The organism is Pseudomonas abietaniphila (genome assembly GCF_039697315.1).
Lineage (GTDB): Bacteria > Pseudomonadota > Gammaproteobacteria > Pseudomonadales > Pseudomonadaceae > Aquipseudomonas > Aquipseudomonas abietaniphila_B.
In genome coordinates this window covers 649,789-672,266 of record NZ_CP155619.1, presented here as the reverse complement: position 1 = coordinate 672,266, position 22,478 = coordinate 649,789, and the positions used below count along the sequence as shown (strand labels likewise).

Sequence of the window (22,478 nt, the reverse complement as noted above, 5' to 3'; positions counted from 1 at the left end):
GAGAAAGTTAATGAGTGAAGTCGATCAAGGCGAAGGGATGGTTGTTCGCTACGATGCCGGTGGGGCTTGTGCTGCAGTCACCTCCCGCAAGCCGACCATCGTCACCTCTCAAGAGGTTCTGGATTTGGGGCTGAAACTTTCGCAAAAATATTGCCGTGCGACGCGAGAGGGTGGCAGCTACCCCCGTGTTTGGTTAGGCAAATATCCGCTGAACCACTTCCGCTCGACGTCTGACAACTATCTCGTCGTGTGGCAGGTCAAGAAACTTATCAAGTTTCTGAACGCGTCAGTTTATCCAGTGTTGACGGTTGAACAACTTGCGAGTGTGTTGGGGTATAGCCGTAGCCATTTTACACGAGCGTTCAGAAGTTCATTTGGTGTGCCACCCGCCACCTTCTTGATGTATCGGCGTTTGGAGCAAGTCCGTTGGGTGATGCTTCACAGCCATTTAAAGTTGACAGACATCGCATTCCAGTTCGGATTTTGTGATCAGTCTCATTTCTGCCGTTGGTTCAAGCGAGAGGCTGGCATTAGCCCGCGTGCGTGGCGTTCTGGTATTGGGCGCTCTCTTCAGTCTAATCCTGACAAAACCGACACATTCCGTCTTCTTATGGAAAAGCCAGCATTAACAAGCTGTTCGGCATCTTTAATGCTCGGCATTAAGTTGGGCGCAGGGCTCTCCGTGATATCAGCAGTAAGTGATCGGGAAGAGGCTGGTCCTGCCTGAATTGACGCCGTGCTTCAGCGATTCAGTGCTGATGCTGCCTGCTATAGGCAACTGGACGCATATCTGGGAATAAAAGTCATCGCCATACGTCCTGCTTGTGAACGCATTCAGACAGGAGGAAACGCACATGTCACGACTCACCCGCCATTCCCTGCGCTACGGCGTCGCACTGCTTCTGGTGAGCGCGGTGTCCGTTGCCATGGGTCACGAAGGCCACGAGCACGGGAACACACCCGACCCCGTGAGCGCCGAGGCTCCCTTCCTCAGCGAAAACGCTGCCGCCATGGAAACGATGATGGCCGGCATGGACAGCAAACCCACCGGCGACATCGACCGCGATTTCGTGGCGATGATGAGCGCGCATCATCAGGGCGCCATCGATATGGCCGTGACCCTGCTCAAGTACGGCCACAACGAACAGCTCAAGCGCATGGCCCAGGAAATCATCGTCGAGCAACAGCAGGAAATCGCCGCGATGCGCCTGGCCATCGGCGATCCATTGCCGCCCTCTGTTGCCTCGCCGACCCAGACACCGGTCACGGCACAACCCTGATCGTCACTCCCTGACTTCACAAAAAGAAGGAAATCCCATGCACTTCCCTCGCTTTCCCATGGCGCTGCTGACCGGCGCATTGCTGACCGCTTCGATGCCCGGTTTTGCCGGACAGATCCCCGGTAAAGCCTCGGCCAGGGAGATTCCCGTCTCTCATCAGGATCGCCTGTATGCAGCCGAGCAGTTCTCCAACACCGTGTCGGTCACCGATCCGGTGGACAACAAACTGCTTGGGGTGATCAGCCTCGGCGATCCGCAACCGGGCAACCTCAGTCCGTTGTACAAGGGCGAGGTGCTGGTGCACGGACTGGGCTTTTCGCCGGATCACAAAACTCTCGCGGTAGTGTCCATCGGCACGAACTCGGTGTCGTTCATCGACACGCAAACCAACACCGTCAAGCACAAGACCTACGTTGGGCGTGCGCCCCATGAAGCGTTTTTTACGCTCAATGGCAAAGAGGTGTGGGTGACGGTGCGCGGCGAGGACTATGTGTCGGTGATCGACGCCAAGACCTTCGAGGAAAAGACCCGCATCAAGACACCGGCCGGTCCCGGCATGCAGATTTTCTCGCCGGACGGCAAATACGGTTACGTCTGCTCGTCGTTCAACCCGGAGACCGTAGTGGTGTCGGTGGCGGATCACAAGATCGTTGGCCACGTGCCTCAGGCCAGCCCGTTCTGCCCGAACATCGCCGCGTCAGCCGATGGCAAGCAGGTCTGGTTCACGCTGAAGGATGTCGGCAAAGCGCAGGTATTTGAAGCCACACCTCCGTTCAAGCTGATCAAGACGCTGGACATCGGGCCGATTGCCAACCACGTCAACCTGGTCAACAACGCCAATGGCTCGTTCGCCTACATCACCGTGGGCGGGCTGAATCAGGTGCAGGTCTATCGCACCGACACCTTCGAGAGAGTGGCGACGATCCCGGTCGGCAACTTGCCTCACGGCATCTGGCCGTCGGGTGACGGCAGCCGTATTTATGTGGGTCTGGAAAACGCCGATGCGTTTGCGGTGATCGACACGTTGAGCAACAAGGTCATCGCCAACATCCCGATTGGCCAGGCGCCGCAAGCGATTGCCTATGTGCCCAATGCGGTGGAAAAAGGTGACGGTACCGATAACCTCAAGCCGCTGGGCGTGGCCGGGCAAGCAGCGCACCTGAGTTTGAACGCGGTGGGCAAGCCTGCGGATCAGGCACCCACCAGTGTCACGCTGTTCAATCAGGGCCTGACACAAGTGCTGCAAGCGGCAGTGACGGGTCTTGAACCCAAGCAGCCTTACACCCTGGCGCTGGCCGACAAGCCGGATGGCAGTGGCAACCTGCAACCGTTGTCAGCGTTCATGACCAACCCGGCGGGGTCGGCCATCGTCAACACCATCGGCCCGATCCGCCAGATCGTGCAGAACGACACGCCCGAGCAGCGACGTTATCTGGTGGTCGTGGCAGGCAAGCCGGATCAGCCAGGGGCATTGGTACAGATTCAGGCACCTTAATCCATCGGGGGCGATAAGCCCGTGCTGAAATCATGGGACATTTGGCACATTCGATCAGAGCATCATTCGCTTTGCGGCTGCTCTGATCGAGTGCTCAGAAAAAGCTCATTCCATCACGATTGCGGCGGGTTCAAAAGCACCCAGAGTCGCACGATCTTGCCATCCTTGACCTCAGCGACGTCGGCACCACTCACAGTGACGGGACCTTCTTTAGGTCCCGCGTGCCAAGGCAGATAGCCCAGCCCGTGATGGCCGACAGCTGGCCCTTCGGCCACAAAAGTAAAGTCGGCGCCGAATCGATCCAGCAGCGCGCCTGCAACATCGCAGATTGCGGCTTGACCCGTAACGACGCCATCAGGTTCGTACATAGTCGGCGTTTCTGAAAACAGCTCTTTCGCCGCCGCCGCTCGTTTAGTGCCATCGCGTTCGTTGAAGATGCGATCCAGGTTAGCGCGCAGCAGCGCATCGAAGTCAGGGTTTTTGTCAGGGACTGTCATGGTGTTTGCTCTCCTTTGTTAGACAAGGAGGCTACTACGGTGGGCGGTCTTGTGCTGGCCCTTATTTACGCTCTGAGAAAGTAAGACTTGCTCACCCGACTTCGTTTATCTGTGAGCGGTCGCGAAGGAGGATTCAAGACTGATTTTACTTCTCCTACAGCGGCTGATTGCCGTCGTTTCCAAGCACGCAACTCTTCAACATGGGTGGCAATGTGAAGGCCTCCGCTCAACATCTGATAACAGTGGAAATTGAGACATGATGCTCTACCAGTTTCCTATGGGCACTAATCCTCGACGGGTCGCCATTTACATCTCGGAAAAAGGGATCGATGTACCTTGTCACCAGCTTGATCATGTCAATTTGGAGCATCGATCCCCTGCGTACCTGCAAATCAATCCTTCAGGGCGCGCGCCATCGCTGGTTACTGATGAGGGCGTCTCAATTACCGAGTCCGCCGCAATCGTCGAATACCTGGAAGAGCTGTATCCCGAGAACCCTATGATCGGCATTGATGCTGTGTCTCGCGCTCAGGTTCGGGCACTGGAGCGAACAGCCAACGATCTGATCGTCAGAAGCCAGTTGTGGTTGTGGAACGTTACAGGCGCTTTTCCGAGAAATGAGCCAGACCCGTCTCAAGAATTCGCCAGCGCCCTGTTCAGACATGTCGAGGAGTTGCTGGACGTGCTGGAATTGGCGATCGGTGGCAATCGGTTTCTGGCTGGTGATCAGCCGACTATTGCCGACTGCACCCTTTTCGCGATTTTCCAGACCGCACGCGAACGGTTCAATCTTCCGTTTGCAACGCACCATCCACGACTAGACGCTTGGTACAGGCATTTTCGAACCCGTCCCAGCGCTGACTATTAACGGTGGTTGCGCAGGGTCAATGTGCATGACCGCCGCTTTTGGGCATCAGCATTGCTACCAGTGCTGAGGAGGCGAATAAAAAGGCACATACGATCAGCCCACCGCTAAAACCAACAACGCCGGAAATCTCTGCCAGTCCCAAAGGCGCGATGCCGGCCACGCCTCGTCCGACGTTAAAGCAGAAGCCTGCACCGGTAGATCGAACGCGTGTAGGAAACAGCTCGCCAAGATACGATCCGAAAATTCCGAAGAATGCGGTGAAAAAACCGAATGCTAAACCTAGCCACAGCAGGGTGTCATGCTCGCTCGTGGATGCGTACATCGGGATGATCACTGCGACGCCCATGAGTGTGATGATGATCGTCAGACGCCGGCCGATAAGGTCCGCCACCAAGCCGAAGGCGTTGTATCCGACGAACATGCCGATGTTCAATACGGTGACCAGCCAGGCCACGGATGCGGCGTTTAGACCTCGCTCTTGCGCCAGATAAGTCGGAAGCCATGTCATCGTTCCCCAAAAACCGGTCAGGGCGAGGGCTGACATCAGCGTGCCGAGGATCGTGGAGCGACGCAGCGCAGCGGTAAATACGTGATTCAGAGCCACCTTCTCGTTTCCATATCTGGTCCTCTGTTCAGACCATAAAGCCGACTCGCGAAATCCGATGAGGATGAGAATGGCGGGGATTACTATCGAGCACCCCCCGATCAAGAACATTGTCCGCCAGTCAGGAAGAAAATAGCCGGACACTATGCCTGCAATGACGCCTCCGGCAGGTAGGGCGCTGGTAACGAATGCGGCAGCTCGTCCCCGGCTTTCTACAGGCCATGTCTCCACGATGTAGGCAGAAATTACGCTCCAGAGGGAACCGAGGCCAATCCCGGCGATGAACCTAAGCAGGACCAGACTGGTGAAGCTGGTGCCGAAAGACAATGCCGCGGTGAAAAAGCCAAAGACAATCAGCGAGGTAACCAACGCTCGCTTGCGCCCGAAGTTGTCGGAGATGTAGCCACCAGTAATGCTGCTGACTCCAACGCCCAACAACATGGCAGTCACGAGCAAGCCGCCCTGAACGACGGTCAGTCCCAAATCGCTGCACATTGCCGGGAGCGCCAGGGAAAACAGAACGATTTCTACCGAATCGAATAGGTATGCGATAAAGCATCCGATCAGGATCAACCATCGTTGGTGTGTCATGTTGTTGCCCCACTACCTATAAAATCATGTTCCTTGGACCGTCAGAGTACAGTTTCACTTTTTCAAGATCGCGCCCACTGCTCGCCAATTCCCTTTCGGCTAGTTACCTGGTTTTCAAGTGAATCGATGACAGTCAGTTGCTATCGGTTTTTGGGCTGGAAGGGCTAGCCGTAATGAAGCCTGCCGCCAACAGCAATGTGCTCCATGGTCATGGTTGCACCACGAGGCCAGAGCGGTTAAGGGCAGCCTTTTACTCAATCGTCATTTCTATCTCGGCCGATCTGGATCATAACGATCGGCTCTGCGCTCCGATAGCCAACTTGATAGGACAACTGAGAGGCGCACTCGCGGCACTGAGCGAGAAGCCACTCCTACCGCATTACGCAAGAGGGGCGTGGACCTACGCTCCAAGAGAGTAGGTCTTACCATTCGCGAGCAGTTTTTTTTTCGCTGGTGAGGAGCGATCCTCTTCGCGAGATCAACTCTGTTTGTTTCGATACCACCTCGCAGCTTGCATGGCCTTCGCATCGCCCAGCGGCGGCTGTCCGCCAAGCTGAAAGTCAGGAGCTTCAAGATCATGCCGAGCGAAGCGGCCAAGGTGGACGCCCGCTGATGTGAACCAAGGGTTTGGTGCACAAATGGTGTCCTTCAGGCACCTTTTAAAATCAAGACGTGAACGCATCCCGACCTATCAGAAGGGTGACATATGAACGACACCAATCATTTTCCAAATTTAATTTGTGCTAATCACACAGGGTTTACCGTTCACTCGCTTGAAGCTTCTTTGAACTTTTGGGTCAACGTACTTGGCTTCAAGCACTTGTATACCAATACGTATGAGGCCGGTGTGTTTCTCGACAATGTCGTCGGGGTTGAGGGTGCGTCACTGACACTGGCAATGATTGAAGCACCGGGCGGACATATGATTGAGCTGTTGGAATATCACTCTCCCGACGATATTCAAGTCTTCAAACCGAGATCATGCGACGTGGGCGCCGCCCACCTTGCGTTCACCGTGAAAAATATCGATGGGCTGCTCGCGAAGATCGAATCGGTAGGAGGGCAGAGACTTGGCGAGTTGCAGACCGTGGAGGACGGCGAGCGTAAGGGGCTGCGGCTGGGTTACGTGCGTGCGCCCGATGGCTTGACGCTGGAATTTCTAGAATGGCCCGACGCGCCGAGCGCCTGATTGCCAATCGCACTCTAACGCTTCTCACTTCAATTGACTGTTAGTTGCGTGCGTGTTTTTGACGGTAGTGCCAGCGCTAATGACTTTCTTACACTAACGTTCTGATTAGGGATATAGGCATGCATGCACTTATCAAAGGATGCTTCATCAGTACTTTCCTGGTGGCGACAAGCTATGCTGCGGACGAGGGACCTAAACTTCCCAGCTACTCTAAAACCCTCCCTGAGCTGTTGGCGGGTAAAGAAACAGGCGGGCCGGGTGGATCAGAAAATTCCAAGGTTCAAGTGGTGACTATCCTGGGTAACCCGGCAGCTCCAGGTCCCTATGCACAGCTTCTAAAAGTCAAACAGGGCGCCAGGATCGCTCCGCACCACCATGCGGGTGATCGGGTGGCAACCGTATTGTCGGGCACCTGGTACTTCGGTTACGGCGCAGAACGATCTGAAAAAGAGCTACGCGCGCTGCCGCGGGGCTCCGTTTACACAGAGCCTTCCAATGCGGCTCACTACGCTGAAACGCACGGCGAACCGGTTGTTATTCTCATCACAGGGACTGGCCCAACCGATACTGTCTACGAAAATACGGCGGACGATCCTCGCACCGTTAAAAAGTAAAACCCCGTTGGAAGTCGTTGATACGTTTGGAGGTTATTGTGAGTTATCTCATTTCACTCGCGATAGGAGTGGCGGTTGGGCTTCTTTACGGCGCTCTGGACTTCCGGTCTCCAGCGCCACCGCTTGTAGCATTGGTCGGATTGTTAGGTATGCAGGCAGGCGAGCAACTCTGGTCCTGGTGCCGTGGAGTTGCGGGTTCGTCATTTTAAGCAGCCTCGTACGCCGCAATAAACACAGCAAGTGGGATTCAACTCATCCGTGCCAATCTTGTGAGGCGCCATCGGCATGAGGGCCGCTGCCCCGACGGTCATGGGTCTGTCGGCGGATAAAAGCCTAGATCACCGCTGCACGCAGCGGCGATCGCTTTGCAGAAATAAGCATGCAAACGACAGCCAATACCATCAACGCAAAGCTTGCCCCCAGTAAGCCTGTGAAGCCTGCGATCGGGTATACCCAGCCCGCGACTGCGGCACCGCCGCCGATGCCGCAAAATACGAACGCTGCGGTCAACGCCAACGCGGCGCCTCGGTATTCTGCCAAATGCTCGATGACCCTTCGCTGCTGCGACGGCCAGATGACATCTGTTGCAAGCGCCCACATTACCAGCATCAGGAAGAGCCACCCGAGGGAGCGCGGTCCAGCCCCCAGTGCCAGCATCAAGATAGCCAGCACTGACATGCTGCCGACGAGCAGGCGATCGGAGCTATGACGCGCAGCGAGACGAGTGACCAGGAGGTTGCCCGTGACACCGGCCACGCCCAGCACCAGGAGGGCGATCGATACGTCATGAGCACTCCCGTTATAAAAATCATGCACGATCGGCGCGATGAATGAATACGTGGTGTAGACCGAGGCGGTGACAAAAAAAGCAACGCCGAACACACTCAGGGAATGCGCTTGGGTCAGCAGGTTGACGAGGGTACTGACGGCGACTCGTTGGCCTTCGGATTGATTGGGAACTTGCCAGGCGATCAGCAGTGCGGTCGCGAATGCGGCCGCGCTTATGACCAGGAAAAGACTGCGAACGCCGACTTGGTACGCCACCCAACTGGACAGTGGAATGCCTGCCAACCCTGCAACACTCAGGCCCAGCAGTACGATGGCGATAGCGCTTCCCTGACGTTCGCTGCTGACCAGGCTTGAGCCCAGGGTTGCCAGAACCGGGCCTATAAAAGCGGCTCCCAATCCCATGACGATTCGGGAAACCAGCAAGACCGGATAGGTGGGCGCGGCGGCGAACAAGAGCGCGCCAGCCCCGAACACGCACAGCCCGAGCAACACCTGGCGCTGCCTGTGCAGGTGCCCGAGTAACACCTGCAGCAACGGTGCAGCCAAGGCAAATGTGATACCGAAGGCAGTCATCAGGTAGGCGCCTTCCGCATTGCTGAGGCGCCATTCGCGGCCAATGGGTTCCAGGCTGCCAATGACCGACAGAGCCCCCACCGCTTGTACGAAATAGGCCACGCTCAAGGCGCGAAGTGCTCGCGTCACCTGTTGATCTGTCCTCATGGGAATTCCTATGGTGTCGGGATTTAGAGGCTTGCGGTCAGGCCCGAAGCATCACACTGGACCCGCCGCAGAGGGCATGTCGTCAGCGACGTTCAGCGCGTGCTTCGGGCCATTGATCGTTGAATGCTGCCTGCAAAATGGCTGCGATTCAGCACCGTGGAAGCCCATGCCAACAGGCCTTATGGGTCAGGGGTAAGGTTCTTTCACCCGGCCTGTTCCGACTAGGAGGCCTGTGCGGATTTTGGAACAGCACGTCGCGGATATTATTCGCGAGAAATAAAAATCCCCGGCAGTCGCCTGCCGGGGATTCTATTGAAGCGCCGATCAGTGCAGAGCGCTGGCGCGGCTTTTTTCGATGTCTTCCGCTTTGACCTGTCCCTGAGTTTGACCAAACCGTCGCAGCACAAATGTGCTCACTGCAGCCAGTTCCTCGTTGGAGTAGCTGCCGGCAAAGTCAGGCATGCGCTGGTCTACTCGCATCGCGTGAGGGGAGTGGCCTTCGATCAGGGTCGCGATCAGGTTTTTACCCGAGGCGTCGTTGACGGTCTTCAGACCCGCCAGTCCGCCCGCAGGCGATTGCCTTCCGCTGCCATCGAGGAGGTGACAGGCGACGCAGGAGTCATTGAAGAGCTTCAGGCCGACGCCTTTTTGCAGCGCCGCATCGTTCATGGCCATGGACGGCCTGGTGATGCCTTCCGCTTGCGCAGGCGTGCTCTTGAGGTACACCGCGATGGCTTTGAGGTCCTCCGGGCTCAGATAACGCAGGCTGTGTTCCACCGCATCGGCCATTGGGCCGCCAGCGCCACCGAAGCCCGGCGCGTAGCCTTTGGAGAGGTAGCTGACAAGAGCGTCTTCCGGCCATGCACCGATGCCGTGTTGCACATCGGAGCTGATGTTGTACGCCTGCCAGTTCCCCAGTTCGGCGCCGGCCAGCGGACGACCCGAGCTCATCGCCTGGAAGAGGTTGCGCGGGGTGTGACACTCGCCACAGTGGCCCGGCCCCTGAACCAAGTAGGCGCCCCGGTTCCATTCAACGGTTTGCTTGCTGTCGGGGGTGAACCGCTCGTTGGACGCAAAGATCGCGTTCCAGAACATCATTCCCCAGCGCTGGTTGAACGGAAAAGACACCGTGTTCTCGGGCGGTACTTGCTTCACCGGTTCCAGGCTGAACAGGTAGCCCTTGATCGCCAGGATGTCTTCGCGCGACATCAGGGTGTAGGACGTGTACGGGAACGCCGGGTAGTAGTGTTTGCCGTCCTTGCCGACACCTTTTTGCAAGGCGCTGACGAACTCGTCGTCGGTCCAGTTGCCGATGCCGGTTTCTTTGTCCGGGGTGATGTTGGGTGAGTAGATGCTGCCGAACGGGAGCTTGAACTCAAGCCCGCCAGCATAGGGTTTACCGCCCGGGACGACATGGCACGCCACGCAATCGGCAGCGCGGGTCAGGTATTCACCCTTGCTCAGGGTCGAGGTTTCATTTGCGTAAACGCTCAGGGTCAGGCAACTGGCGACAAGCCCGAGTGCATGATGGAAAAATTTCATGGTGCACTCCTTAAACAGTGAAATAGCCCGAGCGGCTCAATGGCAGGCGGCGTTCGCGTACGCCGGTCGCGGCATACAGCGCATTGACCAGCGCAGCGGCGGCCGGGACTGCGCCCGTTTCACCCACGCCACCAGGACTCTCGACGCTGTCGACGATGTGCACCTCGACAGGAGGCGCATCGCTCATGCGAATTTGTCGGTATTGGTGGAAGTTGGTCTGCTGAACCTGTCCGTTTTCAATGAGAATTTCGTTGAACAGCGCAGCCGACAGACCGAACAAGGTGCCGCCTTCCATCTGCGAAGCCACGGAGGTCGGGTTGGTCGCAAACCCGCAGTCGATGACCGACACCAGGCGTTTGATGCGTAGCCCTTTTGCGCCTTGTTTTTCCAGCTCGACGATGGTCGCAACGAAGCTGCCAAACACGGCCGACACCGCCACGCCGCGCCCGGACCCGGCAGGCAGGGCCTTGTCCCATCCAACGATTTCCGCCGCTTTGCGCAACACGGCCTGGGCACGAGGCTGCGATTGCATCAGGCCAAGTCGATAGTTGACCGGGTCGGCTTTGGCGTTGTGCGCCAATTCATCGATGAAGCACTCCACCGCATAGGTGCTGCGAAGGGGGCCTACGCCTCGCCACCAGGAGACCGGGATGACCTCCGGGTCGTGCCGGATGTAGCGAACCTGCAGATCCTTCAGGGTGTAGATCGGGTCTTTGGCGACCTCGACGGCGTCAAAGTCGACGCCATCGGCAGGCAGCGCTCCGAGGTAAGCCGCCACGACCGACGCACCCGCGATGCGATGTTCCCATCCGACGGGGCGCAGGTCCTTGTCCAGGGCTGCATTCAGGCGATCGACGTAGTGCGGACGGTAGCGGTCGTGGGTCATGTCCTCTTCGCGGCTCCAGATCAGTTTGATCGGGTAGCTCAGCTGGCGGGCGATGTCCACCGCTTGAAAAATGAAGTCGGATTCCAGGCGTCGGCCAAAGCCGCCGCCGATCAACTGGTTGTGGATCACGACTTTTTCAACGGGCAGTCCGCAGACTTTCGCGGCGCCCATCTGGGCCAGTCCCGGTGCCTGACAGCCGACCCACAACTCGCATTCATCGGCCCGAACATGGGCGACACAGGTCATCGGCTCGAGCGGGGAGTGCGACAGGAAGGGCTGCTCGTAGATCGCTTCGAAACGGCTGGACGCGTTTTTCAGCGCGCTGGCGATGTCGCCTGCCTGGTGCGCAAAAACACCGTCGCCCGCGCTGGCGTCGAACAGGGATTTATCCAGTTTCGCCGAATCGAGACCCGCGTGAGGCCCCATGTCCCATTCGATGTCCAAGGCATTGAGCGCTTGCTGGCACGCCCAGAAATTCGTGGCCGTGACGGCGACCGCGTTGTTCAGCCGCACGATGTCCCGCACGCCTGGGATCGCTTTTGCGGCGGCTTCGTTCTTGAGGTTGCGCAGCGTGCCGCCCGAAACCGGGCAGGTCCGCGTGGACGCAATCAGCATGCCGGGCACTTGCAGGTCGATGGTGAACTTCGCGGTGCCGTTGACCTTGTGCGGCGTGTCCAGACGCTGCGCGGGTTTGCCCAGCAACTTGAACGCGTTGACCGGCTTGAGGGGAATGTCGGTGGGCAGCGGAAGGGCTGCGGCGGCATCGACCAGTTCGCCGTAGCCGGCGCTTTGATTGTTCGGGCCCAAAACCCTGCCGTTTTCGGCACGGCACTGACTCGGGGCCACGTTCCAGCGCAACGCGGCTGCCTGAATCAGCACCATGCGCGCGCCAGCACCGGCCTTGCGCAAAGGCTCCCAGGTATAGCGGGTCGAGGTGGAGCCGCCGGTGGCCTGGAACGTCAGAAGCGGGTCGGTATACAACGCCGCATTGGGCGGGGCTTCGGCGATAGTGACCTGACTGAGGGGGACTTCAAGCTCTTCGGCGACCATCATGGCGATGCCGGTCTGAACCCCTTGGCCCATTTCGATCTTCGGCGAGATGACAGTGACCGCGCCGGTGTGGTCGATGCGAACGAATGCACCGTAGCCTTTTTCCGCGCCATCGCCCAGGTTGGCGCCTTTGACGACATCCGCCGCAAAGCTGCGGGACACCATGGGCGGCAAGAAGGCGCTGATGATCAAACCGCTCAAGGCTGCACCGCCTTTGAGCAGGCCACGGCGTGAAAGCAGGGCAGGGGACGATTGATTGTCGGACATGGTCATTCCCTCACGCCTGGCTGACGCTTTTGATGGCCGCGCGGATGCGCGTGTACGTCGCGCAACGGCACAGGTTGCCGGACATGGCGTCGACGATTTGCTCATCGCTGGCCTTGGGGTGTTCGGTCAACAGGGCCACCGCGGACATGATCTGTCCCGACTGGCAGTAACCGCATTGCACGACCTCATGCTCCAGCCAGGCTTTCTGCACGGCCTGGCCGATGGGCTGTTCGCCGATGCTTTCGATGGTGGTGACCTGTCGGCCCGCCACCGCACTGACGGGCAACACGCAGGACCGCGTTGCATGGCCGTCCAGGTGCACCGTGCATACGCCGCACTGGGCGATGCCGCAGCCGTATTTGGTTCCGGTCAGTCCCATCACATCCCGCAAGACCCAGAGCAGCGGCATGTCATCGGGGACATCCAGCTGATGCTCTACGCCATTAACCATTAATTTTTGCATCGCAACCTCTGGCGTTCATCACGGTAGACGCCCATGCCGGAACGCTGACTCAGGCATGGGCGCAAAGCTCGGTTTATTCGACTTCGCCCCGTGTCATCGATCAGGGCGGTCTTTTTTAGGGTGATGCGTGTGGAAACCCGCGACCGAGAGCGCTCGATTGCGGTAACGCGGGCAATGTGAAGGCTACCTTCGCGCCCCCCTTGCCGTCATCTCTATTTGTCAGTTGAATCAGCCCTCCGGCGGCCTCGATGATCGACCTGCAGATAGGCAGCCCCATCCCCATTCCAGTGGCTTTGGTGGTGAAGAAGCTGTCAAACAGTTTCCCTTCCAGTCCGGGTGCGATACCGGGTCCACTGTCCAGTACCTCGAGCCGGACTTCGTTGTCCTCCAGCACTTCGCTCCTGACCATCAGCTCTCGAGTCGATGACTTCGCAGAAGCCATGGATTGCGCGGCGTTCATGACCAGATTGACGATCACTTGCTGCATCAGCACCCGATCAGCGCGAACCGGTGGTAATGATATCGCCAGATCCGTCGTGAGCCGCACTGAATTCTTGCGCAGTTCGTGGTCAGTGAACTGCAGTGAATCCTGAATCACCTCGTTCAACGCAAGATCCGTTTCCTGAACCGGTCTGCGCAGCGCCATGCTGCGAATGCGCGAGATCACATCATTGGTGCGCTGCGCTTCGTCAACGATCTGCAACAGCGCGTTTTCGACCTCTCGCAAATCAGGTTGCGGGCGTTGCAGCCAGCGCAGTGCGGCTTGCGCATAGGTCGAAATCGAGGTCAGTGGCTGGTTGATCTCGTGGGTGATGGACGCGCTTAATTCGCCGAGTATAGAAATGCGTGCGACATGCGCCAGTTCTGTCTGCATGATCTCAAGCGCATGACGCGCTTCGACTAACTCCGACAGGTCAATGATGCCGATCAGAATCACGCCGCGCGCGATGTTCTCTTTGGAAAAACAGGCGGTGAACAGGCACTCGAATTCTTTCTCTTCAAGGGTTCGGAGCCGCGTGACTTCAATGTTGTTGGGCAGTCCGGCCAGGGATTTGACGACGCAGCGGGCGTACACCTGAATGCTCTCGTCAGGCCAGTAGCGATCTATCGTACCTAACATTTCGGTGCGATCGCCGCGGCCGAACAGCCGGACGCTGTGATCGTTCAAGTCGACGACCCGGGTGTTCTGCATGAAGTCGCGAACGACGTCGGGGTGCGCGAGGAAATGCGCCTCGAGATCGCGAACGCCGGCGTCGAGTAACGCGCGGATTTTGGGGCCGACCGCTGTGAAGTCGAGCTCCCAGAATGAAGCAGCCATGGCCTGGAACAGGTTGCGGTAACGGTATTCGCTGGCCTTCAGATGCCGCTCGGTCTCTTTCGCCGAAGAGATGTCATGGCCGGTTTCCAGAATTCCGATGGGATGACCGTCCGCGTCCCTGCGCAGTGACCAGCGCGCGTTCACAAGACGGCGGGTCCCGGTGCCGGTCAGCCGGGAAAGTTCGCCTTCCCAATAGCCGTTGGCCAACAGCAGCGCATCAACAGTGTCGTAGTTTTCTTTCTCGTGCCTGCATTGAAGCAGGTTTTGGGCATTGGCCCCTAACGCCGTGTGGGAGGGCCATCCATACAGGGCGGCGGATGCCGAATTCCAGAAATGGATATTTCCCTCCATGTCGCGCACGAAAACGGCGTCGTGAAAACGCTCGAATACCTCGGCTTCGGCGGGAGTGATCGGTGGTTTCATTCGGCCGCCCTTAATAAGCTGTCGGCTTTCCGTGGGGTCACTTTTTTTGAAGTGGCTACGACGTTAACGCTCAATTGGTAGAAACCCGACAATGGTGGTGATGGCCTGGGGGGCGCTGAGTATCCTGCGATGCCCAAGCCCCTCTGTGATGACCAGCGTTGAATTCGGCCAGGCACTCTGTAGCGCCTGAGACTGTGCGAGGCTTACGACGCGGTCACCCGCGTCATGAACGATCAAGCCCTGATGGCTGAGCCGGGCGGTCAGCGCAGGGAGATCTGCGGAATCCAGGCTGACCCGTGTGAACGCTTCTGCCCATCGTTGAAAGGCCTGGGCTTGTGTGTCATCGAGCCCGTGGGCACGGGCGCTGCCGATCACGACCTGCTTCATGGAGGAGGGACCGCTGATGTGCACGCTTTTTTCCACCGACAGGCCGTTCGCCAATGCCCACAGTGCGGCCGTCGACCCACCCGAGTGACTGATCAGGGAATGGAAGTCGCCTAGCGCCTGTGCAAGCGCAAGGGCGGTCCTGCCCGCATGAATCATGCTCGAGACAACGCCCTCGGAATCACCGTGAGCGGGCGCATCGAACAAGACCACCGAGAACCCCGCCGCGAGTAAGGGCTCCACGAACCCCATGAGGTGGGAACCCCGGCTGCACCAGCCGTGCACGAGCAGAACGCGGGGGCCGTTTCCGAGGGTCCAGTAGACGATGTCTTGCGCATCGACCTTGAGCCGGGAGCATGTCGCAGTGGCGAGGAACGCCACTTCCTGCGCCGTGGCATGTACTCGGTCCGGGACAGCGAATGCCCGGCATGCCGCTTCGAGGGCGGGATCGTTCGATAGCAGGTTCTGGAGCGTACTCATGGGCTGAGTCCTTGAGGCCTGATGCCGCTCAGGCGATTACTCGGGCTTGGGGAAATCGACGGTGGTGTCGTTGATGCGGTTGAACACGTTGGTAAACGTGATCACGGAAATCGCCAGTCCCATGTGAACGACGTCCTCGCCGCTGTAGCCGGCTTCTTTTAGCGCCTGCACCTGGGCGTCAGGCAGGGTGCCGGGGTTGAGCGCCAGATGGCGTACGAACGCCACGAGGGCATCTCGTTTGGCGTCGCCAGTCACCTGGCCTTCGCGAATGCGATGCATGTTCTCGGTCGTTAGCCCAACCATCTTGCCGACCATGCTGTGGGCGGCCACGCAGTAGTCACAGCCCGCCAGTTCACTGATCACCAGCTTGATGGTTTCCTGGTCGGGTTTGCTCAAGGGACCGCCGGACAGCACTTTATCGGCAGCCAGCATCGCCTGGAGCGCGGCAGGTGCCAGCGTCGCGAGGGTGGCGTAGGCGTTAGGGACCTTGCCCAGCGATTTTTTGATACCTGCGTAGATGTCTGCCGTTGCGCCGGTGGCTTGTTCTGCGGGAACCGAGGTGAAACGTGCCATGTTGAATCTCCAGATTTAAATGTCAGCGGTTCAAGGCTTGAGTGGCCTCGGAAAACTCTGCGGGAATCGGCGCCCGGGACTTCTCCCACGGGCGCCTTCGGCTATCTCATGGGTGTTGAGGTGAAGACGGTTTCATGACCAGAACCGCGCGCAACCGGACCTCTGCACGCATCATTCGGTCGTAGGCCTCTTGTGCCTGTTCGAGCGGGAAGGTCTCAACGTGCGCGCGAATGTCTTGGAGGTTGGCGAATGCGAGCGTCTGCTCGTTGTCCGCCACCGTGCCGGTGAGTGCGCCGGCGACCGAGCGTGCGCCGAAGATCAGATCCGTGGCATTGACAGTGATGGGCTCGCCCGGTACGGCGACCACGACCAGTTGACCACGCGGCGACAGCCCCGGGATGGTCTGGGCCATGCCCTGTGCGGTCGGGGCGGTGCCCAGCACGACGCGCGCGCCACCCATGGAGCGCAAGACTGCAGCGACGTCTTCTACCGTGGCGTCGATGTACCGATGAGCCCCCAGGGATAACGCCAGCTCAGCCTTGTTCGCGCCACGCGCAATGGCCACGGTATGGAATCCCATTTTGCGGGCGAACTGCACCCCCAAGTGGCCCAGGCCGCCGAGGCCGTGGATGGCAACCACATCACCCGCCTGGGCACCCGAGTGACGGAGTGCGTTGAACGTGGTGAGGCCTGCGCACAGGAGCGGTGCGGCTTGCGCAGCGTCGAGGTCTTCCGGCACCTTCACCAGCCCGCGTGCTTCGGCGAGCATGATTTCGGCGTAGCCGCCATCGGTGGTCATGCCGGTGATCACCGGGTTCTGGCAAGTGACTGGGTCACCCTGGCGGCAGGACGGGCAGGTGCCGTCTTCGCCCGCCAGAAAACCTACGCCGACGCGCTGACCAACCTTCCATTCATGAACGCCATCACCCACCGCGTCGATGCGCCCGATGACTTCATGCCCAGGCACGCGGGGGTAGGGCACGCCTGCGAAGCCTTCAACAGTCGCGCTGTCCGAATGGCAAACGCCACAGGCTTCAACCTCAATGCGGACCTGGCCAGGCCCGGGTGTCGGCACCGGACGTTCCACCAGTTCAAGTTGACCGGGTGCGGTTGCCACAATGGCTTTGTAAGTCGTACGGGATGTCATATGTCACCTGATTGCAAGGGTATGTTGTTGGGCACCGGCAGAGGTTCGCGCGCCAAAGGCGTGACTTCATCGCCTGCACGGGTGGCTTGAACGCGCGAGAACCGAACGCCAAGGGTCTTGTTCAGTGATTCGCCAGCGGGAGCGGCAACGGTTCTGCATGTCGTATCTCCTTCGCAGGTGCGATGAAGAAGCCGTCCGTTGCTGTCTTGCTGGAAGTTAAAGGGGGCCAGCAGTCCGGTTGCTCGAACGGTGGCCCGGTTGCTCAGGCATCAGTCATTCGAAGCGTCGACGAAGGCCGCAATGTGTTTGGCTGCAGTGCGTGGGTACTGCAGTTGTGGGCCATGCCCGGAACTCGGGAAGGTCACAATGTGCAGGGTTGGGAGTTGATCGCTGAGGGCGTACCAGTTCTCTACCGGGAATGCGATGTCATGATCGGCCCCGAGGTGCATGACCGGGATGTCCGTCGTTTTGAGCACATGCAGCACGGCATCGACCGGGAACACCGGATTCTTGGGGCCGTCGCCCAGCTGCGCGCCAGCCCATTCGTGGGGCACGGCGGGGCTTGCGTCTTCTCTTTTCAGTGCAAGCCGAGCCCACGAACGCTCAGCGGCGACTCTGCTCGACGCTGAGTCGGGCTCGAAAAACAGGCTGACGAAATCCTCGAAGTCGTTTTCCCGCTTGGCCAGCTCATAAAAAAGCGGCTCGCCGGTTTTGGCCAGCCCGCCTGGGGGCGTCGTGGCGATCAGCACCAGGTGACTGACGAGTTGAGGCGCCTGTGCGAGGACAATTTGCGCCGCGACACCACCGATCGACCAGCCTCCGAGGGCGACTTTTCCTAATCCCAAAGCGGTAATCAGTTCAATGGTGTCCTTCGCCAACGCGCCCGGGTTGTAACTTTTTTCACCGGTTGATCGCCCCAGACCGCTGTAGTCGAACACCGTGACCTGGAAACCTTGCTGTGCCAGGCTGTCGAGAAATACGGGGTCCCACGATTCCATTGTTCCGCGAAATCTGACGCAGAGTACAAGAGGCGTGCCGTGTCCAAACGTTCTATAAGCCAGCGTCCTGCCAATGAGTTCCAAGTATTGAGTGGGTGCATGAAAACTTACGGAGTGTTCAGTCATAGCGGTTGCTCTTTGTTATTGAAAACTTCAAATACCGACTGATTAAGTGCAGGGGCAGTGGCCACGCTGGTTTTATCGTTTGACTGTATTACAGCGATCAAGCGGGAGGCTTGACTAGGACTCTGGTGCGTATTGTGAAAGTTGATTAAGTGTTCAGTGCTGCCGGATCTTTAATGAGTGTCGCGCACACTTTGACGGCTGCACAGTTCGTGCAGAGGCGGCGTTGAAGTGGTGAGTTACAGCATGGCTTAAGTGTTCGGCTTGGCGTAGGATGCGACCGTGATCATCCCCCGATGACCTGCCATCCCAGTCGTTGCATGACCTCTCCTGACGTGCGACCAGTTGAGTCATCGTGCATCGCGTTGACTGGAATTGAAACGACATTTACGGTCGTGTTTTCGGACATGACGCCAGGCGGAGAGAAAATGCACAAGATCGGTTACTTCTTGACGGAAGGATTCCAGGTCATGGCGCTGGGCACCCAGTCAGTGTTCGAGTTCGCCAACGTTGTCGCCAAGGAGCAGGTCTACCAGGTCACCAATTATTCGCTGACCGGCGGGGTGATCACCTCGTCGATCGGGGCCTCACTCAACACCGAGCGAGCCTCCTCAGAGTCGCAGGCCGATACGTGGATGGTGTCCGGCATTGTCGATCCCCTTGCCCGGGACAGCACGGTCGAGGAGCTGGATTTCGTGAAGTCTGCCGCCGGTCGCGCCCAGCGCATCGGCGGGCTGTGCAGCGGCGCCTTCGTGCTCGCCGAGGCCGGATTGCTGGAGGGGCGGCGTGTTACGACGCACTGGGCGTATGCGGGCATTCTTAAGGAGCGTTTTCCAAACACCTATGTCGAGGCCGACCGGATCTTCATCAATGACGGGGCCATCTGGACGTCAGCCGGGCTCTCAGCGGCCATGGACCTGGTGCTGGGGATGGTCGAGAAGGACCTGGGGCACGAGCTGGCGAATAAGGTGGCTCGCGTGCTGGTCATGTACCACCGCAGATCGGGCGGGCAGTCCCAGCATTCGGAAATGCTCAAGATAGCCCCTAAGTCTGACCGGGTTCAGGCCGCGCTGACCCATGCCCGGGCCAATCTTGGAGGTGATCTGAGTGCGGATGCCCTGGCCAGGGTCGTTTACCTCAGTGAGCGACAATTCCGGCGGATTTTCCTGGCGGAAACCGGCATGTCGCCTGCGAAAGCGGTGGAGCAGCTCCGGCTTGAGACCGCCAGGAACATGATCCAGCGGGGGCACCATCCGCTGGAAGTCATTGCGAGGGAAACAGGGTTCCGCGACAGACGGCATCTGCGTGAAGTGTTTGTCCGCAAACTAGGTGTATCACCCCAGTCGCTGCGGCGTGATGCCAGAGAAGATGACGTGGTTGTATAAAACCGCTGAAGTATCGGGACGAACGGGGAGCCTTTGTTATTGGGCAAAACGATTTTCCCGATACCCGACCTAACCTTTCGTATGAATTGACCCTGACGCTGTGTGGGTCCAGAGTTTGTGACAACACGCTTTCAGTTCGTCGTATTAATACGCGCTTCTCCATCGTGCTTAACGGTGGGTAAGTTGTACGCGACTGACGGTGTAATTGGCACTTTGAGTCGTCATATCATGATGTGTTGTCATGAACTTCCCACGTTAGGATTCATATCCATGCAGCTGACCAATAACACACTGTTTATTACCGGTGGCGCCTCGGGTATTGGCCGTGGTCTCGCAGAAGCTTTCCATAAACTGGGCAATAAAGTCATCATCGCAGGCCGCCGCAAGGCGTTGCTCGATGAGGTCATCGCGGCAAATCCAGGGATGGAAGGGCTTGAGCTCGATATCAACGACCCTGCAAGCATCGATAAGGTCGCCAAGACGCTGATCAGCCGTTTCCCGTCGCTGAACGTGTTGATCAACAACGCGGGCATCATGCCGTTCGACGACGCCGCCGGGCACATCGACGAGGCCACGATGATCGGGACGATCACGACCAATCTGATGGGGCCGATCCGCCTGACCTCGGCGCTGGTCGAACACCTGAAATCGCAGCCTCGTGCCGTGATCATCAATAACACCTCCGTTCTGGCCTTCGTGCCTCTGGCCGGCAATGCGGTGTATTCGGCCACCAAGGCGGCGCTGCACTCTTACTCCCTTTCTCAGCGTTTCATGCTGCGCGGTACCTCGGTGACGGTGCAGGAAATCGCGCCGCCTTGGGTCAATACCGATCTCATTCACAAGGGCGATGATCCTCGTGCGATGCCGCTTGACGCATTTATCGAGGAGACCATGCGGGGCCTGGCGACTGACGTGCCCGAGGTGATCGTCGAGGCCATTCGTCCGTTGCGCGACAACCCGGGCTCGCAGGAGCACGCGTTGATTCATGGGTTCAACCAGTCGTTGGTGGATAACCCGATTCCTGTGGGTTAACCGCAACCCGTCACTAAGTGTGCGAGGGGCCGGCGCTGAGCGCGTCCGGTTTTGCCTGGCGCGTCACCGCTGACAGTCGTAAGGAGGCTGAATGCATACTTTCACGTCCTCGACGCTTCCCTCAACGGGCGCGCCCATCGTTTTTGTCGTGGATGACGACGAGGTGGTGAGTGGCGCGGTCGCCAGTTTGCTCAAGTCGGTGGGTTACAACGTCAGGGCGTTCTCCGGCCCGAACGAAATGCTCGCGGACCCGTTGGCCGGTTTGGCTGGCTGCCTCGTGCTGGACGTCAGGCTGCAGGGCTACAGTGGATTTGATCTGCAGCAACGACTCTCTGAGTCCGGCAGTCGTCTGCCCATTGTTTTCATGACCGGGCATGGGGACATACCCATGTCGGTGCGTGCCATGAAAGCGGGCGCCGCGAACTTCCTGACCAAGCCCTTTAGATCCCAGGATTTGATTGATGCCGTGACCGAAGCGGTGGCCACCTATCAAGACTATCTGGAAAAACAACGCGCCCTCGATTCTCTGCGCAAGCGGTTCGAATGCCTGACCCCGAGAGAACGGCAGGTCATGGCCGGCGTGGTCAAAGGCTCAATGAACAAGCAGATCGCCGGCGATCTGGCGGTCAGTGAGATCACGGTGAAGCTGCATCGCGCCAACATGATGCGAAAAATGCACGCCAACACCATTGCAGACGTCGTCATGGCGGGTCACCAGCTGCAACTTTCCTGACGGGTAGGCGCGCGGTCGTCAATGGCTATGCGCCTGCTTGCGCATCATCCATTTCACCGATGTAGAGGTCATTCGATTGGTCATATTGTCAGCAGAGGCGCCCATCAACTGCGAGCACGCCGCGGAATATTACTCAGGAGCCGAGGCAGGTGACGCAGAGGCCACCAAGCGCACCCAGGAAAACCTGGCACCCTGGCGGGTCAAAAGAGCCAAGGCGTTGATGATAGAGCTCATGGCCCAAGGTTGTTCGATTGAGCAGGTCGCGAATGAATGTGCAATATCGAGAAGCCATTTTTCTCGGGCGTTCAAGAACACCACGGGATTGGCGCCGCACGATTGGCTTCGGCAAGAAAAAATACGCCGGGCCGAAGCGTTGCTGAAAACAGGGCAAATCCCCATCAGCCGAGTGGCTCAAGAATGCGGATTTTCGGACCAGTCCTACTTCACCCGCGTATTCAGACAATTGAAAGGCATCAGCCCACGGCGGTGGCAATCGCAGATGGGGTCTCTCACCTCTGAGAATCCCAGTGCGGTTACGCAATAGTGGAGGTTAACGGCGGGCGCACGCTGCATTTAATCCGTGTCTTCGCGAGCTCAGGAAAATAACGTGAATAACGCTCCCTGTATCGCTATTGTCGATGACGATAAATCATGCCGAATGGCCCTTGGCAGTCTGGTGCGCTCTCTAGGCTACAAGCCTTGCCTGTATTCCTCGGCAGAGGACTTTCTCGCCTCCACCGACATCCATAACACCGATTGTTTGATATCCGATGTGCAAATGCCTGGCATGGATGGACTGGAGCTACAGCGCAAACTGGCTGAAGCCGGACGTCGTATTCCGATCATCTTCATCACGGCCTTCCCCAAAGAAACGGTTCGCACGCAGGCCATGAGGGCGGGCGCTGTGTGTTTTCTGGCGAAGCCCTACAACGCCCAGACGATCATTGACTGTATCGAGCGAATCGTTTCTGAACACTGACCGCAGGGTTTGCAGCGAAACAGAGGTGTCGGCTGGAAACTCGGTTAA

General features: G+C 58.5%; 23 protein-coding genes. 12 read left to right on the top strand and 11 right to left on the bottom strand.

Annotated elements, in window-relative coordinates:
• Window positions 1-10 precede the first annotated feature (10 nt).
• The 3 genes from ABDX87_RS02875 (at window position 11) to ABDX87_RS02865 (ending at window position 2,775) form a co-directional block, all read left to right on the top strand.
• Entirely contained in the window at window positions 11-727 is a 717-nt protein-coding gene (locus tag ABDX87_RS02875) for a helix-turn-helix domain-containing protein (RefSeq protein WP_346831498.1), read from the top strand.
• A 127-nt stretch (window positions 728-854) separates the two neighbouring features.
• Window positions 855-1,280 (top strand): DUF305 domain-containing protein, encoded by a 426-nt coding sequence (locus ABDX87_RS02870; RefSeq protein WP_346831497.1) that lies wholly within the window; start codon window positions 855-857, stop codon window positions 1,278-1,280.
• Window positions 1,281-1,317: 37 nt separating this feature from the next.
• Entirely contained in the window at window positions 1,318-2,775 is a 1,458-nt protein-coding gene (locus ABDX87_RS02865; protein WP_346831496.1) for a YncE family protein, read from the top strand.
• Between the two features lie 113 nt (window positions 2,776-2,888).
• Here the strand turns inward: ABDX87_RS02865 and ABDX87_RS02860 are convergent, their stop codons facing one another.
• Window positions 2,889-3,272, bottom strand: a complete 384-nt coding sequence (locus tag ABDX87_RS02860; protein WP_346831495.1) for a nuclear transport factor 2 family protein — start codon at window positions 3,270-3,272, stop codon at window positions 2,889-2,891.
• Between the two features lie 256 nt (window positions 3,273-3,528).
• Between ABDX87_RS02860 and ABDX87_RS02855 the strand changes: the two genes are divergently transcribed.
• On the top strand, window positions 3,529-4,140 hold the full coding sequence (locus tag ABDX87_RS02855; protein ID WP_346831494.1) for a glutathione S-transferase family protein: 612 nt from the start codon (window positions 3,529-3,531) through the stop codon (window positions 4,138-4,140).
• Window positions 4,141-4,156: 16 nt separating this feature from the next.
• Here the strand turns inward: ABDX87_RS02855 and ABDX87_RS02850 are convergent, their stop codons facing one another.
• Window positions 4,157-5,335: an MFS transporter gene (locus ABDX87_RS02850; RefSeq protein ID WP_346831493.1), complete on the bottom strand. Its 1,179-nt coding sequence runs from the start codon at window positions 5,333-5,335 to the stop codon at window positions 4,157-4,159.
• Between the two features lie 706 nt (window positions 5,336-6,041).
• Here ABDX87_RS02850 and ABDX87_RS02845 point away from each other — a divergent pair.
• The 3 genes from ABDX87_RS02845 (at window position 6,042) to ABDX87_RS02835 (ending at window position 7,347) form a co-directional block, all read left to right on the top strand.
• Window positions 6,042-6,524 carry a VOC family protein gene (locus ABDX87_RS02845; protein ID WP_346831492.1) on the top strand — a complete coding sequence of 161 codons (483 nt, stop codon included), beginning with the start codon at window positions 6,042-6,044 and terminating at the stop codon, window positions 6,522-6,524.
• A 119-nt stretch (window positions 6,525-6,643) separates the two neighbouring features.
• Window positions 6,644-7,138 carry a cupin domain-containing protein gene (locus ABDX87_RS02840; RefSeq protein WP_346831491.1) on the top strand — a complete coding sequence of 165 codons (495 nt, stop codon included), beginning with the start codon at window positions 6,644-6,646 and terminating at the stop codon, window positions 7,136-7,138.
• A 38-nt stretch (window positions 7,139-7,176) separates the two neighbouring features.
• Window positions 7,177-7,347 carry a DUF1427 family protein gene (locus tag ABDX87_RS02835; RefSeq protein ID WP_346831490.1) on the top strand — a complete coding sequence of 57 codons (171 nt, stop codon included), beginning with the start codon at window positions 7,177-7,179 and terminating at the stop codon, window positions 7,345-7,347.
• A 124-nt stretch (window positions 7,348-7,471) separates the two neighbouring features.
• Here the strand turns inward: ABDX87_RS02835 and ABDX87_RS02830 are convergent, their stop codons facing one another.
• From ABDX87_RS02830 to ABDX87_RS02790, 9 genes are all read right to left on the bottom strand, one after another.
• A complete protein-coding gene (locus tag ABDX87_RS02830; RefSeq protein WP_346831489.1) occupies window positions 7,472-8,647 on the bottom strand; it encodes an MFS transporter in 1,176 nt (391 codons plus the stop codon).
• A gap of 324 nt (window positions 8,648-8,971) precedes the next feature.
• Window positions 8,972-10,189: a cytochrome c gene (locus tag ABDX87_RS02825; RefSeq protein WP_346831488.1), complete on the bottom strand. Its 1,218-nt coding sequence runs from the start codon at window positions 10,187-10,189 to the stop codon at window positions 8,972-8,974.
• A gap of 10 nt (window positions 10,190-10,199) precedes the next feature.
• Window positions 10,200-12,392, bottom strand: a complete 2,193-nt coding sequence (locus ABDX87_RS02820; RefSeq protein WP_346831487.1) for a xanthine dehydrogenase family protein molybdopterin-binding subunit — start codon at window positions 12,390-12,392, stop codon at window positions 10,200-10,202.
• A 10-nt stretch (window positions 12,393-12,402) separates the two neighbouring features.
• Window positions 12,403-12,855, bottom strand: coding sequence for a (2Fe-2S)-binding protein (locus ABDX87_RS02815; protein WP_346831486.1), 453 nt, complete (start codon window positions 12,853-12,855; stop codon window positions 12,403-12,405).
• Between the two features lie 115 nt (window positions 12,856-12,970).
• Window positions 12,971-14,596: a PAS domain-containing sensor histidine kinase gene (locus tag ABDX87_RS02810; protein ID WP_346831485.1), complete on the bottom strand. Its 1,626-nt coding sequence runs from the start codon at window positions 14,594-14,596 to the stop codon at window positions 12,971-12,973.
• Between the two features lie 63 nt (window positions 14,597-14,659).
• Entirely contained in the window at window positions 14,660-15,460 is an 801-nt protein-coding gene (locus ABDX87_RS02805) for an alpha/beta fold hydrolase (protein WP_346831484.1), read from the bottom strand.
• A gap of 36 nt (window positions 15,461-15,496) precedes the next feature.
• Complete coding sequence (locus tag ABDX87_RS02800) at window positions 15,497-16,033, bottom strand: carboxymuconolactone decarboxylase family protein (RefSeq protein ID WP_346831483.1); 537 nt, start codon at window positions 16,031-16,033, stop codon at window positions 15,497-15,499.
• Window positions 16,034-16,139: 106 nt separating this feature from the next.
• Window positions 16,140-17,180: an alcohol dehydrogenase catalytic domain-containing protein gene (locus ABDX87_RS02795; RefSeq protein WP_346831482.1), complete on the bottom strand. Its 1,041-nt coding sequence runs from the start codon at window positions 17,178-17,180 to the stop codon at window positions 16,140-16,142.
• Between the two features lie 269 nt (window positions 17,181-17,449).
• The gene (locus ABDX87_RS02790) at window positions 17,450-18,178 is read right to left on the bottom strand and encodes an alpha/beta fold hydrolase (RefSeq protein ID WP_431061206.1); all 729 of its coding nucleotides are present in this window, start codon (window positions 18,176-18,178) and stop codon (window positions 17,450-17,452) included.
• Window positions 18,179-18,729: 551 nt separating this feature from the next.
• Here ABDX87_RS02790 and ABDX87_RS02785 point away from each other — a divergent pair.
• The 5 genes from ABDX87_RS02785 to ABDX87_RS02765 all read left to right on the top strand — a co-directional run bounded on the left by ABDX87_RS02785 (window position 18,730) and on the right by ABDX87_RS02765 (window position 22,430).
• Window positions 18,730-19,686 (top strand): GlxA family transcriptional regulator, encoded by a 957-nt coding sequence (locus ABDX87_RS02785; RefSeq protein ID WP_346831480.1) that lies wholly within the window; start codon window positions 18,730-18,732, stop codon window positions 19,684-19,686.
• A 270-nt stretch (window positions 19,687-19,956) separates the two neighbouring features.
• The gene (locus ABDX87_RS02780; protein WP_346831479.1) at window positions 19,957-20,718 is read left to right on the top strand and encodes an SDR family oxidoreductase; all 762 of its coding nucleotides are present in this window, start codon (window positions 19,957-19,959) and stop codon (window positions 20,716-20,718) included.
• Between the two features lie 91 nt (window positions 20,719-20,809).
• The gene (locus ABDX87_RS02775; RefSeq protein ID WP_346831478.1) at window positions 20,810-21,451 is read left to right on the top strand and encodes a response regulator transcription factor; all 642 of its coding nucleotides are present in this window, start codon (window positions 20,810-20,812) and stop codon (window positions 21,449-21,451) included.
• Between the two features lie 37 nt (window positions 21,452-21,488).
• Window positions 21,489-21,995, top strand: a complete 507-nt coding sequence (locus ABDX87_RS02770; protein ID WP_346831477.1) for a helix-turn-helix transcriptional regulator — start codon at window positions 21,489-21,491, stop codon at window positions 21,993-21,995.
• 63 nt (window positions 21,996-22,058) lie between these two features.
• A complete protein-coding gene (locus ABDX87_RS02765) occupies window positions 22,059-22,430 on the top strand; it encodes a response regulator transcription factor (protein ID WP_346831476.1) in 372 nt (123 codons plus the stop codon).
• Window positions 22,431-22,478 lie beyond the last annotated feature (48 nt).